The sequence below is a fragment of the Neisseria sp. LACPHL-SPEC-2024-00856 genome, from assembly GCF_047915665.1.
GTDB classification, from domain to species: domain Bacteria; phylum Pseudomonadota; class Gammaproteobacteria; order Burkholderiales; family Neisseriaceae; genus Neisseria; species Neisseria polysaccharea.
On sequence record NZ_JBLRPR010000009.1, the window covers coordinates 49478 to 63647 of the forward strand.

At 53.6% G+C, this 14170-nt stretch carries 11 protein-coding genes, 1 other RNA gene and 1 pseudogene; 3 read left to right on the forward strand and 10 right to left on the reverse strand.

Annotation, left to right across the window (positions count from 1 at the left end; translation table 11 throughout):
* Positions 1-316: 316 nt before the first annotated feature.
* The 7 genes from ACNAU7_RS08465 to ffs form a co-directional block, all read right to left on the reverse strand.
* Positions 317-487 (reverse strand): rubredoxin, encoded by a 171-nt coding sequence (locus ACNAU7_RS08465; protein WP_002217326.1) that lies wholly within the window; start codon positions 485-487, stop codon positions 317-319.
* A 588-nt stretch (positions 488-1075) separates the two neighbouring features.
* Entirely contained in the window at positions 1076-2167 is a 1092-nt protein-coding gene (locus tag ACNAU7_RS08470) for an acyl-CoA dehydrogenase family protein (RefSeq protein WP_308031799.1), read from the reverse strand.
* A gap of 133 nt (positions 2168-2300) precedes the next feature.
* Positions 2301-2849 (reverse strand): carboxymuconolactone decarboxylase family protein, encoded by a 549-nt coding sequence (locus ACNAU7_RS08475; protein ID WP_416301950.1) that lies wholly within the window; start codon positions 2847-2849, stop codon positions 2301-2303.
* 159 nt (positions 2850-3008) lie between these two features.
* On the reverse strand, positions 3009-3380 hold the full coding sequence (locus ACNAU7_RS08480) for a DUF2628 domain-containing protein (protein WP_416301951.1): 372 nt from the start codon (positions 3378-3380) through the stop codon (positions 3009-3011).
* Positions 3381-3570: 190 nt separating this feature from the next.
* Positions 3571-5262 (reverse strand): D-lactate dehydrogenase, encoded by a 1692-nt coding sequence (gene dld, locus ACNAU7_RS08485; protein WP_416301952.1) that lies wholly within the window; start codon positions 5260-5262, stop codon positions 3571-3573.
* Positions 5263-5358: 96 nt separating this feature from the next.
* Positions 5359-5778: a hypothetical protein gene (locus ACNAU7_RS08490; protein WP_301669056.1), complete on the reverse strand. Its 420-nt coding sequence runs from the start codon at positions 5776-5778 to the stop codon at positions 5359-5361.
* A gap of 220 nt (positions 5779-5998) precedes the next feature.
* Positions 5999-6095: signal recognition particle sRNA small type (gene ffs, locus ACNAU7_RS08495), an RNA gene on the reverse strand.
* Positions 6096-6357: 262 nt separating this feature from the next.
* Here ffs and ACNAU7_RS08500 point away from each other — a divergent pair.
* Together ACNAU7_RS08500 and ACNAU7_RS08505 are read left to right on the forward strand one after the other, a co-directional pair.
* A complete protein-coding gene (locus ACNAU7_RS08500; protein ID WP_416301963.1) occupies positions 6358-10191 on the forward strand; it encodes a DUF3683 domain-containing protein in 3834 nt (1277 codons plus the stop codon).
* Positions 10192-10267: 76 nt separating this feature from the next.
* Positions 10268-11269 (forward strand): tRNA dihydrouridine synthase, encoded by a 1002-nt coding sequence (locus tag ACNAU7_RS08505; protein ID WP_416301964.1) that lies wholly within the window; start codon positions 10268-10270, stop codon positions 11267-11269.
* A 61-nt stretch (positions 11270-11330) separates the two neighbouring features.
* Here the strand turns inward: ACNAU7_RS08505 and ACNAU7_RS08510 are convergent, their stop codons facing one another.
* From ACNAU7_RS08510 to greA, 3 genes are all read right to left on the reverse strand, one after another.
* A complete protein-coding gene (locus tag ACNAU7_RS08510; protein WP_003674521.1) occupies positions 11331-11513 on the reverse strand; it encodes a hypothetical protein in 183 nt (60 codons plus the stop codon).
* 171 nt (positions 11514-11684) lie between these two features.
* The gene (locus ACNAU7_RS08515) at positions 11685-11828 is read right to left on the reverse strand and encodes a hypothetical protein (RefSeq protein WP_107859152.1); all 144 of its coding nucleotides are present in this window, start codon (positions 11826-11828) and stop codon (positions 11685-11687) included.
* A 135-nt stretch (positions 11829-11963) separates the two neighbouring features.
* A complete protein-coding gene (gene greA, locus ACNAU7_RS08520; protein WP_002216944.1) occupies positions 11964-12440 on the reverse strand; it encodes a transcription elongation factor GreA in 477 nt (158 codons plus the stop codon).
* 391 nt (positions 12441-12831) lie between these two features.
* On the opposite strand from greA, the pseudogene aroA reads away from it, so the two are divergent.
* Positions 12832-14130 (forward strand): annotated as a pseudogene (gene aroA / locus ACNAU7_RS08525) (3-phosphoshikimate 1-carboxyvinyltransferase); the annotation flags it as partial.
* Positions 14131-14170 lie beyond the last annotated feature (40 nt).

Below are 14170 nucleotides of genomic sequence, written 5' to 3' on the forward strand. Positions count from 1 at the left end.
TTTGACGTTTCCGGCCGCCGGACGGCAAACGACCATACACAATTATTGACAATCCCATTGTATTGCGAAAGTCAGCCTAGGAGAATCGCTCTAATTGTCAACATTCCCTTATGATCAAAGGGATTACACTTTTTTACGAAAATTCGGGGGGGGGGTGATTTTTGACGTTTTTTGCCGAAAATTTACATTTAGACGACGGAAAGGAAAAAGCCGTGTCGCATCTGTGCAACACGGCTTGGCGGGCTGAAAGGGATAAAGCGGTGTTCCCTGCCGCCGTAGGCGGAACGCTGGGATTTTCCGAGGGATTCGGCTGCCGCTATATCACGAAATCCAACAGGTAGAAATCTTCTTTGCCTACGCCGCATTCGGGGCATTTCCAGTCGTCGGGGATGTCTTCAAACTTTGTCCCGGGGGCGATGCCGTGTTCGGGGTCGCCGTGTTCTTCATCGTAAATCCAGCCGCATGGGCCGCACATATATTGCGCCATTTGTGTTTCCTTGTTTTTTGTATAGTGGGTTAACAAAAACCGGTACGGCGTTGCCTCGCCTTAGCTCAAAGAGAACGATTCTCTAAGGTGCTCAAGCACCAAGTGAATCGGTTTCGTACTATTTGTACTGTCTGCGGCTTCGCCGCCTTGCCCTGATTTTTGTTCATCCGCTATAAATCAGGGTTTGGGAGGATGGTGAGGTATCCGCCCGGTTTTTTTGGGGGTTGGGGTTTTTTTCGATAGATTCCTGTGGTTTTTCGGTTACTGGATTCCCACTTCCGTGGGAATGACGGTTTGGAGGTTTCGGTTTTTTCGATGGATTCCTGTTGCGTTAGGGGGCTGGATTCCCGCTTTTGCGGGAATGACGATCCCCGCTCCCGCGTCATTCCCGCGCAGGCGGGAATCTAGTCTGTTTGGTTTCTGTTTTTCCGATGGATTCCTGTGATTTTTCGTTTGCTGGATTCCCGCTTTTGCGGGAATGACGGTTTTGGGGTTTCTGTTTTTTCCGATGGATTCCTGTTGCGTTGGGGGCTGGATTCCCGCTTTCGCGGGAATGACGCGGTGGGGGTTTCGGCATTTTCCGCCTGTTTATTTTGCGGCTTCGATTGCCGCTATTTCTTTGCGTAGGTGTTTGATTGCGGGGGTTACGATGGCAACGAACATTGCTTCGCGGACGCGCCTTTGGGCGGGACTGCGCATCAGGTAGCCTTTCGCGCCGGAATGCAGGGCGGCGGATTGGGCGGCGGCAAGTGCCAGTACGGCGGCGGCTTCGCGCAGCTTGAGGGTGGCGAGGTTGTCGGGCGCGCCGTCCCACGCCAAGCCGGCGAGCCGTTCGGTTTCTGCCCACGCGCCGTCCAACCTTGCTTTGAGGCTGTCGTAGCCGTCGTCGAGATAGCTGTTGACTTCGGCGTTGACGACGTTGGCGAGGCGGATGATGCCAAGGCTGCCGTCTATCACGCCCGCGCCGATTCCGATTTGCAGGAGGATGAAGCCTGCTTTGATGCTTTGGATGTAGTCGGCAAACTGTTCGGGCGCGGCGATGATGTCTTCGTCGGGGATAAATACGTCTTTGAAGTTCAGGCTGAAGGTGCGCGTGCCTTCGAGGGCGCAAAATTCGGGGCAGTTTTGCAGGCTTACGCCTTCCCATTGTCCGCCGGTGATAAACATAACGTAGCCGCCGCCGATTTGGGCGGTATTTGCCCAAATGTGGTCTTCGCCGATGTTGGACACCCACGGCAACGCGCCGTTGACTGTATAACCGCCCTCCACGCGTTCGGCTTGGAGGTTGTGTTTTTCGATGCCGGCAAGGTGTTTGACGGTATTGGACATACCCGTACCTGCCAATACTCTGCCTTGCAGGATGTCGGCGAGGTATTTGTCTTTGACGGCTTGGTTGGGCGTTTGATGCAGATACCACGCGCAAGCCGCCTGACACCACGCGCTGAAGGAGGTTGCGCCGCATTCTTTGCCGATTTCGCGCAAGACGGCGATTTGCGTTGCCAAACCCAAGCCGTTGCCGCCTTCGGCTTCTGTACCGACTGCGCCGAATCCGCCGATTGCGCCGAGTTCGCGCATAAATGCTTCGGGGTAGTATCCTTTGCGGTCGATGTCGTCCACTATGGGTTTGAGCTTGGTTTTGACGAGTTCGGCAACGTTGGCAATCAGGGTTTGGGCGTTCATCTTTGTTCCTTAAGGTTTGCGGGGGAATCGGAGGCGCGCCTGATGCGCGGCTGCTTCCCTGCCGCTTAGGCGGCTTGTTTTTGTTTGAGGGGGGGGGTTGAAAAACCGCCCGATATTCGGGCGGTTTGCCGTATCAGGCGTAAGCCTGCAATTCGGGGTTGATTTCGGTTTGTCCGAGGTTGTTGACGTAGTTGCACAAAGTTGCCAAGGCTACGCCCATTACGACTTCGACTGCCTGCTGCTGGTTGTAGCCCGCATCGAAAAATGCTTTGAGTTCGGCATCGGATACCGCGCCTTTTTTCGCCATTACGGCTTGGGTAAAGGCGGCGAGCGCGCCGAGTTTGGCATCGTCAAATTCGCCTGCCGCCAAAGCGCGCGCGGCTTTGACGGATTGTTCGGACAGGAGTTTTTTCAGGGTTGCGAGTTTGGTGTGTCCTGCCACGCAGAAACCGCATTGGTTGGTACGGGCAGCGATGATCTGGATGACTTCAACTTCGCCTGCGGTCAGGCTGTTAGCGGCGTTGAGCTTGCCTACCTCTTGGTAAAACGCCAAAGCTTCGGGGGCATTGGCCAACACGCCGATAAGGTTGGGGATAAAGCCGTTGTTTTGAAGTACGGCCTCTACGCGCGGTTTGGCGGCTTCGGGAGCAGTTTCGAGGGTGTGTACGGTTAAACGTGCCATGTTTCTTTCCTTGTTTGCAATATTATTGAAGGGATGGACGCATGGTACGCATTTCGGAATGAAATGGGAAAGACTGATTGGTTATGTGCTGCAAACGAAAAGTTATAAGAAATGCCGTCTGAACATTTTTCAGACGGCATGATGGAAAAGAAAACGCGCTTATCGGCCTTCGCGCCCGAAATATTGCGCTAATGCGGCTTGGGGATTGGCTGCCTCAACCGTTTCGGGCAGTTCGGTGTAACCGCGCGTCAGGAGGTGTTGGGCATAAAGATTGTTGCCTCTCGCCCCAAACCATACAGAAACGGCCAAACCCAATACGTTAAACGCCGAGTCTGTGGCGGGCGTGTCGCCGTAAACCAGTTGGGCAAACACCGCCAGCACGAATATCGCGCCCGTCAGCCCCAGCCCCAAACCCCACATTCTTTTGAAACACGCCCACAGCGTGCCGAACAAAAGGCCCGGCCACGACCAGCCTTGTTTGACGGCTTGGGGCGGCAGGGCGGGATGGGTGTAGATTTTGTATGGTTTCATCGTGTTTCCTTTTCGGTTGAAACCCCGCCCTTTGGGGCGGTAGGATCAGACTTTATTTGAGAGGGGGCGCGCCCGTGTGCCGGCATACGGCTTGAAAGCGATTACCCGACGGGGAACTTCAAACCCGACAATGCCGTCTGAACGGCGTTTTGCCTTCAGACGGCATTGCCTGCCTTCAAAGCGGACGCGCTTATTCCGCCCAGTTTTTCTTTTTGCTGGTTTTGCCGATACCCGGGTTGAAGCTGTTGGTCGGGTCGAGTTTGCGGTAAAACTGTTTGAGCGCGGGCTTGGCTTCGTACAAATGGCCGACGTTGTGTTCAGCAGGATATTGCGCGCCGCGTTGGTCTAAAAGATGCAGCATTTCGTGTTCCAATGCCATGCAGTCGTTGCCTTTTTTGATGATGTAATCCTGATGGAAAACGTGGCACATGAAATGTCCATAGTAGAGTTTATGGATGATTTTATTGTCGATTTTCGGCGGCAGTTTTTCAAACCAGTCGCGGTCGTCGCGGCGCAGGGCGATATCCAGCGCGACCAAGTCCTCCACTTCATCATCATGCACGGCGCGGTAGCGGATGGCGGCTGAGGCGACGGCGAAACGGTGCAGCATCGCGGCTTGGGTTTCTTCGGCGTTGCACTCGAAAAACGCGCCGCCGTGGTGTGAAAAATACTCTTTCAGGAACGCGCGCGCCTCATCCACGCCTTTCCCGCCCATTTTCAGAATCAAATGGTGTTCGTATTTATTGCGGTAATCGCGCATGGATTTGGGCAGGTGGTCGGGCAGGAATTTGCTGACGAACTGCATGGCCTTGTCGGAAAAATGCTTGGGCAGGAAGCTGATTTTTTTGCCGAATCGATCCACACGCGCCTTCAAATCAAATAATTTCGGCAGTTGGTGCGTACCGAATTTTTTGATGACGTAGAACGTGTCTTTGCCGTACACGTCGGCAATGTCGAAAGCGTGGCGGTGGATGTATTCGCCGGAAACGGGCAGGCTTTCAAATTCGCCCAAGGCGGCGCGGCGGATGTCGGTCAGTTCGTTGATGTCGTTGGTGCCGATGTAGAACACGGCAGTTTGTTTTTCTTGCGGGAAGGTGTCCAAACGGACGGCAAAAACCATCAGTTTGCCCGCGCAACCGGACGCTTCGTAATGTCGGGCGGGGTCGGCGTTGAAACGCGCGGCAGTCGGTTCGTCCACTTGGCGGACGTGTTCGCAATAGGCGTGGTCGTGTCCTTTGCCCGCGTCTTGTTTGATGTCTTTGTTTTGATAATGATGACCTTGCAGGTTGGTCAGGATTTCTTCGGGCGTGTCGCCCAAGTCTATGCCCAAGTGGTTGACCAGTTCCAACCTGCCTTCTTCGTTGATTTGGGCGAACAACGCCATTTCGGTGTAGGCCGGACCGCGCTGTACCAACGCGCCGCCGGAGTTGTTGCACACACCGCCTAAAACGGACGCGCCGATGCAGGAAGAGCCGATGACCGAATGCGGTTCGCGCCCCAAAGGTTTCAGCAGCAATTCAAGCTGGTTCAGGGTAGAGCCGGGCAGGCAGACGACTTGTTCGTTGTTGTTGATGGTTTGGATGATGTTCATCCGCATGGTGTTCACAATCACGATGTCGCGGTCGTAATCGTTGCCGTCGGGGGTCGAGCCTCCGGTCAGTCCAGTATTCGCCGCCTGCGTAATCACAATCACGTCTGCTTCGACGCACGCCTGCAGAATTTTCCACATTTCCAAAATGGTCCCGGGGCGAACCACCGCCAACGCCCTGCCCTCGCCGAAACGGTAGCCTTGGCGGTATTGTTCGGTTTTCGCGGGGTCGGTGATGATGTATTTTTCGCCTACGGTTTGGGTCAGGCTGCTGATTAATTGCGAGGCGTTCACGGTACTCTCCTATCGGGATAAGCGGCGGCGCAAAACCCGGTACGCCGCCGTATGTTCAATTTGAATATTTTGGTGCGGCAAGTTGCACGCTGCAAATTATTTTTGGTTAAAGAAATAATGTAATTTAATATTTTTGGCATTTGCCGCGTTTTCCAGATCGGCCTTGTCGCTTTCGCTGTCGCCCATCATATAGACACTGACATTGTTTCCGACTTTCTTTGCATGGTTTAAGGAATAAAGTGCGGTCGCCTTATTAAGCATTTGGCTGCTTCCCACCACGCCGACGTTGATATTGTCCGCGCCGAGCATTTCAATCATATTTGATGCCGAAGGCGAGCCGGATGTTTTAATCATTCCGACAGCCACCGCATCGGAAAGCGGGTTATTTGTCGCGGGAACCTGCACAACGACAGAACGTTCTCCCTGCGGCATTTCAACCATCAGCCGGCCGACATTGACACCTGTTGCGCAAGCTGCAAGCATACCGGTAAGGGTTATCATTAGAAGTTTTTTCATTTGCCTACTCCTTTAGTCTTTAATCAAACTTTCCTGTTCGTCATAAACTTGAAACTGAACCATACTTCATTTTTATGAAGCCGGTTCTTCATTGGCCTGTATGGATACATTGTAATGATGCGTTATGGCAAAGTAAAGAAAATGCCGTCTGAACGGCTTTCAGACGGCATCGGTGCAATACGGGAACGCCGGAACATCGAAGCTCCGGCGTTTCAAATAGGGCGGCGGGCCAAACCCCCGGCACTGGCGCATCGGAGTGGGCTGCTGGCTTCCGCCCCTGACCCGGTGTTCTGATTTGCCATGCGGGGAGACCCGCCTCAAGAAGCCGCACATTATAGCGGTTTTTGGGAAAAACTCAACCGTTTTGATGCGGTCATACGCCGGAAACGGCATCTGAAACTTATCATCCGATAATATTGTCAACAATTTCTCAAAGCGTTATTTTGTTTCTATAAGGGTATTTCCTGTTTCGGCATTGAAAAATATCAAAAATTGAACTACATTATCGCCTTTTCAAACCCGCCTGAAACCGACTTTTCAGACGGCATTCAAATAAAAACTGCCAAACACGGACACACCATGACCACGACTACCGCCCCGCAGCGTATTCGGGAAATTCCCTACAACTATACTTCTTATACCGACCGCGAAATCGTCATCCGATTATTGGGCGACGAAGCGTGGCAAATCCTGCAAGACCTGCGCGGACAGCGCAGGACGGGGCGTTCGGCACGAATGCTGTTTGAAGTATTGGGCGATATTTGGGTGGTCGTGCGCAATCCGTATCTGATCGATGATTTGCTGGAGCACCCGAAACGCCGCGCCGCGCTGGTACGTGAAATGCGCCACCGCTTAAATGAAATCCGCAAACGCCGCGACGACAATCAGCAAGTCGATGTGTTGGTTGCCGCAGCAGAAAAAGCAGTGGAGCGTTTTGATAGCAGTTTTGATGAAACCAGCCAAAAACGCCATCAAATTTTGGAACGCTTAAGCAAAATTACCAAGCCGCACAACATCATGTTTGACGGATTGGCGCGCGTAACGCACGTTACCGATGCGACCGACTGGCGCGTGGAGTATCCGTTTGTTGTCGTTAATCCTGATACCGAGGCAGAAATTGCGCCTTTGGTGCGTGCCTTAATCGAATTGGACTTGGTTATTATCCCGCGCGGCGGCGGTACGGGTTATACCGGCGGCGCAGTACCTTTGGATGCAAACAGCGCAGTCATCAATACCGAAAAACTCGACAAGCATCGCGGCGTGGAATACGTTGAGCTGGCGGGCTTGGACGGCAAGCATCCGATTATCCGGTGCGGCGCGGGCGTGGTTACGCGGCGGGTGGAAGAAACCGCGCATCAGGCGGGCTTGGTGTTCGCCGTTGATCCGACTTCTGCCGACGCGTCCTGCGTGGGCGGCAATGTGGCGATGAACGCGGGCGGCAAAAAAGCCGTACTGTGGGGTACTGCCTTGGACAACCTCGCCTACTGGAACATGGTCAATCCTCAAGGCGAATGGCTGCGTATCGAGCGCGTGCGCCACAATTTTGGCAAAATCCACGATGAAGAAACCGCCGTGTTTGACGTTCACACGCTGGATTCAGACGGCATCAATATCGTAAAAACCGAACGCTTGGAAATCCCCGGACACAAATTCCGCAAAGTCGGTTTGGGCAAAGACGTTACCGACAAATTCTTGAGCGGCCTGCCCGGCGTGCAGAAAGAAGGCACGGACGGCATCATCACCAGCGTCGCCTTCGTATTGCACAAAATGCCGAAACACACGCGCACCGTGTGTATGGAGTTTTTCGGTACGGTCGCCACCGCCACGCCATCTATTGTCGAAATCCGCGACTTTTTGCTTGCCCATGAAAGCGTACGACTGGCGGGTTTGGAACATTTGGACTGGCGTTATGTCCGCGCAGTCGGCTACGCCACCAAAGCGGCGGGCAAGGGACGGCCGAAAATGGTTTTGCTGGCGGACGTGGTTTCAGACGACGAAGCCGCCGTAGAGGCAGCCGCCGAACACATCTGCGAACTTGCCCGCGCCCGCGACGGCGAAGGCTTTATCGCCATATCTCCCGAAGCGCGCAAAACCTTCTGGCTTGACCGCAGCCGCACCGCCGCCATCGCCAAACATACCAACGCCTTTAAAATTAACGAAGACGTAGTAATCCCACTCGAAAGGCTCGGCGAGTATTCGGACGGTATCGAACGCATCAACATCGAGCTTTCCATCCAAAACAAACTTAAACTCTGTGCCGCCTTGGAGCAATATCTATCCGGCAAACTCCCCATCGACAAAATGGGAACAGACCTGCCAACTGCCGAACTGTTGGGCGAACGCGGCAAACACGCCCTAGCCCACGTTTCTGCCGTCAAAGCGCGTTGGGAATGGCTGCTTGATAACTTAGACGCGCCGCTTGTCGACTACAAAGCCCGCTACGGCGCAGCCGTCCACGCCGCGCCCGAAGCCAAAGACAATGAAAGCTGCTTCACCGCTTTCCGCGATTTCCGCCTGCGTGTGTCTGTCAAAGCGGACGTAATGAAGCCGCTTTCTGAAATCTTCAGCGGCAAAACCGATACCAAAATTATCCAAGGCTTGAGCAAAATCCACGCCAAAACCGTGCGCGGGCGCGTCTTCGTCGCCCTGCATATGCACGCCGGCGACGGCAACGTCCACACCAACATCCCCGTCAATTCAGACGACGCCCAAATGCTTCAGACGGCCTATCGTTCGGTCGAACGCATTATGAAAATCGCCCGTTCGCTCGGCGGCGTAATTTCCGGCGAACACGGCATCGGCATTACCAAGCTCGAATTTCTGACCGATGAAGATTTGCAACCGTTTTGGAACTACAAAAACCAAGTCGATCCGAAACACACCTTCAACCGTCACAAACTGATGAAAGGCTCGGACCTGCGCAACGCCTATACGCCGTCTTTCGAGCTTTTGGGGGCGGAATCTCTGATTATGGAAAAATCAGACCTCGGCACCATTGCCGATTCCGTCAAAGACTGCCTGCGCTGCGGCAAATGCAAACCCGTCTGCTCTACCCACGTCCCGCGCGCCAACCTGCTGTACAGCCCGCGCAACAAAATCCTCGGCGTGGGGCTCTTGACCGAAGCCTTCTTATACGAAGAGCAAACCCGCCGCGGCGTTTCCATCAAACACTTTGAAGAACTCATGGATATCGGCGACCACTGCACCGTGTGCCACCGTTGCGTCAAACCCTGCCCCGTCAACATCGACTTCGGCGACGTAACCGTGGCCATTCGCAATTACCTTGCCGATTCCGGTCACAAACGCTTTGCACCCGCCGCATCGATGGGCATGGCATTTTTGAACGCCACAGGCCCGAAAACCATCAAAGCCCTTCGCGCCGCGATGATACAGACCGGCTTCCCCGCGCAGAACTTTGCCTACAAAATCGGCAAACTTCTTCCGATCGGCACTAAAAAGCAAAAAGCCGAACCCAAGGCAACCGTCGGCAAAGCCCCGATTAAAGAACAGGTTATCCATTTCATCAACCGCCCCCTGCCCAAAAACGTACCCGCCAAAACACCGCGCTCCTTATTGGGCATCGAAGACGGCAAAAGCATCCCCATCATCCGCAACCCCGCCGCGCCGGAAGATGCCGAGGCCGTGTTCTACTTCCCGGGCTGCGGTTCGGAACGCCTGTTCAGCCAAATCGGGCTTGCCGTCCAAGCCATGCTCTGGCACGTCGGCGTACAAACCGTCCTGCCACCCGGCTATATGTGCTGCGGCTATCCGCAAGACGCAGGCGGCAATAAGGCTAAAGCCGAAGAAATGAGCACCAACAACCGCGTGGCTTTCCACCGTATGGCGAACACCCTCAACTACCTCGACATCAAAACCGTCGTCGTCAGTTGCGGTACCTGCTACGACCAACTGGAAAAATACCGTTTTGAGGAAATCTTCCCCGGCTGCCGCATCATCGACATCCACGAATACCTGCTTGAAAAAGGCGTGAAACTGAACGGCGTGCAAGGTCAGCAATACCTCTACCACGACCCCTGCCACACGCCCATCAAAACCATGAACGCCACCCAAATGGCCAGCAGCCTGATGGGGCAGAAAGTCGTTTTAAGCGACCGCTGCTGCGGCGAGTCCGGCATGTTCGCCGTCAAACGCCCCGACATCGCCACACAAGTCAAGTTCCGCAAACAAGAGGAAATCGAGAAAAACCTCAAAGAACTGCCGCAGGGCGAACCCGTCAAAATGCTCACCTCCTGCCCCGCCTGCCTGCAAGGCTTGAGCCGCTACGCCGACGACAACAATATGCCTGCCGACTACATCGTCATCGAAATGGCGAAACACATCCTCGGCGAAAACTGGCTGGACGAGTTCGTCAAAAAAGCCAACAACGGCGGCGTGGAAAAAGTATTGCTGTAACAACGGACACGGAAATGCCGTCTGAACACCGAAAGCCTTCAGACGGCATCGTTTGAACCAAATACCTACCCAAATCATGATTGACGGACAAACAAACGAACCCAAACAAAAAAACCGAATCATCCTTGCCCCGATGCAAGGTCTGATAGATGATGTGATGCGCGACCTGCTAACACGGATAGGCGGCTACGACGAATGCGTCAGCGAATTTGTACGCATTACCCATACCGTGCATTCCCGCGCCATATGGTTAAAATATATCCCCGAAATCGCTAACGGAAACAAAACGTTTTCCGGCACCCCGTGCACGGTTCAGCTTCTGGGCAGCGATGCGGACAATATGGCGGAGAATGCGCTGGAAGCCGTCCGCTTCGGTGCGGACAAAATCGATTTGAACTTCGGCTGCCCCGCCCCGACAGTCAACAGGCACAAAGGCGGCGCAATCCTTTTAAAAGAGCCGGAACTGATATTCCACATCGTCAAAACGCTGCGCAAACGTTTGCCCGCACATATTCCGCTCACCGCAAAAATGCGGCTCGGCTATGAAGACAAAAGCCGGGCTTTGGAATGCGCCTGTGCGATTGCCGAAGGAGGCGCGTGCGGACTGACCGTACACGCGCGCACCAAAGCCGAGGGTTACGAACCGCCGGCGCATTGGGAATGGATAAAAAAAATCCGAGATGCCGTCAATATTCCCGTTACCGCCAACGGCGACGTTTTCAGCCTGCAGGACTATATCGGCATCAAAACCGCCAGCGGCTGCAACAGCGTAATGCTGGGGCGCGGCGCGGTCATCCGCCCGGATTTGGCGCGGCAAATCAAGCAATACGAGAACGGCGGGCCGGTCAAAGACACGGATTTTGCCGAAGTTTCCACATGGATACGGCAGTTTTTCGAGCTGTGCCTGGCAAAAGAGGCAAACAATAAATACCCGATCGCCCGTCTTAAGCAATGGCTGGGCATGATGAAAAAAACGTTCGACCCTGCGCAAACGCTGTTTGACCGCATCCGAACGGTTAAGGATGCGGATGAAGTACGCCGAATCCTGAGCGCATTTGAGCATAAGATGAATGTTTGACTGTCTCCCATGCTTCAAAGCAAATGCCGTCTGAAAATCTTTCAGACGGCATTTCATATCTTTATTGCTGCTTTTCTTCCGTATCCGGCGTATTTTTGTTTTTCAGCTTCGCACCCAAGCCCAAACGTCTTTCATAATCCGATTGGGGGGTATCGTCTTCCTGCATGCCGAATGCGCTAGCATTGACCCACAGCGACAGCAGCGAAACGATAAAGGCGAAAAAGCCGACTACATACCAAAACATTGCCCCTCCCGATTTGTTAAAATCATATCAAATACGGTACCGAATCTACCACAAGCCCATGGTCAAATAAATCTTCTACCCGCATTATTTCATTCATTTACTTTGAAAACAAAAAAGGACACCTGAAAATTTTGCAAAACTTTTCAGATGCCCCAATTTGACGAATTCGAATCAACCGCCGCACGCACCGCAGCAGCCGCCCTCGCTGTGTCCGCCTTTTTTATCGTCGCCTGCAACGGGCAATTCGACTTCTTCGTTTGGTTTTTCTGCATCTTCAGGCAAGTCGTTGACTTTGATTTTAGCAGTTTCGCTCATTTCGCCACCTCGTGGAAAACAGTTTAAAAGATTCGGAAATATAGCATGTTTAACCTAAGCGTGAAAAGGGGGAGCCGCATGGAAAATGCCGTCTGAAACCGAAGGTCGGCCTTCAGACGGCATTTTACCGCCGAATCAAATATACCGGACTTCGATAATGTCGTATTCGCGTACGCCGCCCGGAGCCTGAACTTCCGCCGTATCCCCTTCTTCCTTGCCGATTAGGGCGCGTGCAATCGGAGAGCCGACATAGATTTTGCCCTGTTTGATGTCGGCTTCGTCTTCGCCGACAATTTGGTAGGTAACGTGTTCTTCCGTTTCCAAATCTTCCAGCGTAACCGTCGTACCGAACACGATTTTGCCTTCGGCGTGGATTTCGGTCGGATTGATGATGTGGGCAACGGAAAGTTTATGTTCCAACTCGGAAATGCGGCCCTCGATAAAACCTTGGCGTTCTTTGGCGGCTTCGTATTCGGCGTTTTCGGACAAATCGCCGTGCGATCTGGCTTCGGCAATCGCCTCGATCACTTCGGGGCGCGCCACGCTTTTGAGCTGCTGCAATTCCTGTTTCAGCAATTCCGCACCGCGTACGGTCAGGGGGATTTTTTGCATCGGTCTTTTTTCTCCATATTCCGGCACACCAGTTTGCGGCAGCAAGCATACCGCGTACCATCTTGTTTTGTGCGTCCGGATATTAAAATAAAAACACAAGCCGCCCGGAAAATCGGCGGCTTGTCTGTCGTTGAATAGCGGCTATTCTACCAAATTCTATGAAATTGGCAATCGTACCGTACCGTCCGCAAACGCCACCTGCCCGCAACAAAAGCCGAAAATATGCCGGCAAAAAAATTTTAGAAACAAAAAATTTAAAAATAATAAATTTTCAGCACAAAAAACCACATTCACGGACTTTAAAACCGAAAATGCCAAACCTGAGATTTTTCAGACGGCATTTGCACCAGTATAATGCAGGCTGTTTTTATCTTTATATTGACGTTTTGCCATGACCGAATCCGTCCGCCTCCCCGCCGCCCGTCTCAAACCTTCCACTGTCGCCCTGCCCGGCTCCAAAAGCATCAGCAACCGCACCCTGCTGCTCGCCGCCCTGTCCGACAATACTTGTGAAATCCATTCCCTGCTCAAATCCGACGATACCGACCGTATGCTCGAAGCACTCGATAAACTCGGCGTTGAAATCGAATGTCTTGCCGAAGGCCGTCTGAAAGTACACGGCACAGGCGGACGCTTCCCCAACCGCACTGCCGATTTGTTTTTGGGCAACGCGGGCACGGCGTTCCGCCCGTTAACCGCCGCTCTGGCCGTTTTGGGCGGCGATTATCATCTGCACGGCGTGCCTCGTATGCACGAACGTCCTATCGGCGATTTGGTCGATGCGTTGCGGATTGCCGGCACCGATGTCGAATATCTCGGCAACGAACACTATCCGCCGCTTCATATCGGCAAACGTCAAGACAACGGCGAACGCGTGATTCCGATTAAAGGCAATGTGTCCAGCCAGTTTCTGACCGCCCTTTTAATGGCGTTGCCGCTGACCGGGCAGGCGTTTGAAATCCGTATGGTCGGCGAGTTGATTTCCAAGCCCTATATCGACATTACTTTAAAACTGATGGCGCAATTCGGCGTACAGGTTGCCAATGAAGACTACCGCGTCTTCAAAATTCCCGCCGATGCGCACTACCACGCGCCCGAACACTTGCACGTCGAAGGCGATGCCTCCAGCGCGTCCTACTTTCTCGCAGCCGGTTTGATTGCCGCCACGCCCGTCCGCGTTACCGGTATCGGCGCAAACAGCATACAGGGCGATGTCGCCTTTGCCCGTGAGCTGGAAAAAATCGGGGCGGACGTGGTGTGGGGCGAAAACTTCGTCGAAGTCTCGCGCTCGAAAGAACGTGCCGTCCAAGCCTTTGATTTGGATGCAAACCATATCCCCGATGCCGCCATGACCCTCGCCATCGTCGCGCTTGCCAGCGAACAAACCTGCACGCTTCGCAACATCGGTTCGTGGCGCGTCAAAGAAACCGACCGCATCGCCGCGATGGCAAACGAGTTGCGCAAACTCGGTGCAAAAGTCGTCGAAGAAGCCGAAGCAATTCACATCACCCCGCCCAAAACGCTGACACCCGACGCCGTCATCGACACTTACGACGACCACCGTATGGCGATGTGTTTCTCGCTGGTTTCGCTGTTGGGCGTACCCGTCGTCATCAACGACCCGAAATGCACCCATAAAACCTTCCCGACTTATTTTGAAGTGTTCTCATCGCTGACCGAAACAGCGGAAACGGCTAGTGGAATGGATCGCAATAATATAGGCACAATCC

Bases quoted from the DNA above. Each gene is read 5' to 3' on its own strand.
- ACNAU7_RS08465 (WP_002217326.1), bottom strand. From the start codon at position 487: ATGGCGCAATATATGTGCGGCCCATGCGGCTGGATTTACGATGAAGAA.
- ACNAU7_RS08470 (WP_308031799.1), bottom strand. From the start codon at position 2,167: ATGAACGCCCAAACCCTGATTGCCAACGTTGCCGAACTCGTCAAAACC.
- ACNAU7_RS08475 (WP_416301950.1), bottom strand. From the start codon at position 2,849: ATGGCACGTTTAACCGTACACACCCTCGAAACTGCTCCCGAAGCCGCC.
- ACNAU7_RS08480 (WP_416301951.1), bottom strand. From the start codon at position 3,380: ATGAAACCATACAAAATCTACACCCATCCCGCCCTGCCGCCCCAAGCC.
- ACNAU7_RS08490 (WP_301669056.1), bottom strand. From the start codon at position 5,778: ATGAAAAAACTTCTAATGATAACCCTTACCGGTATGCTTGCAGCTTGC.
- ACNAU7_RS08500 (WP_416301963.1), top strand. From the start codon at position 6,358: ATGACCACGACTACCGCCCCGCAGCGTATTCGGGAAATTCCCTACAAC.
- ACNAU7_RS08505 (WP_416301964.1), top strand. From the start codon at position 10,268: ATGATTGACGGACAAACAAACGAACCCAAACAAAAAAACCGAATCATC.
- ACNAU7_RS08510 (WP_003674521.1), bottom strand. From the start codon at position 11,513: ATGTTTTGGTATGTAGTCGGCTTTTTCGCCTTTATCGTTTCGCTGCTG.
- ACNAU7_RS08515 (WP_107859152.1), bottom strand. From the start codon at position 11,828: ATGAGCGAAACTGCTAAAATCAAAGTCAACGACTTGCCTGAAGATGCA.
- greA (WP_002216944.1), bottom strand. From the start codon at position 12,440: ATGCAAAAAATCCCCCTGACCGTACGCGGTGCGGAATTGCTGAAACAG.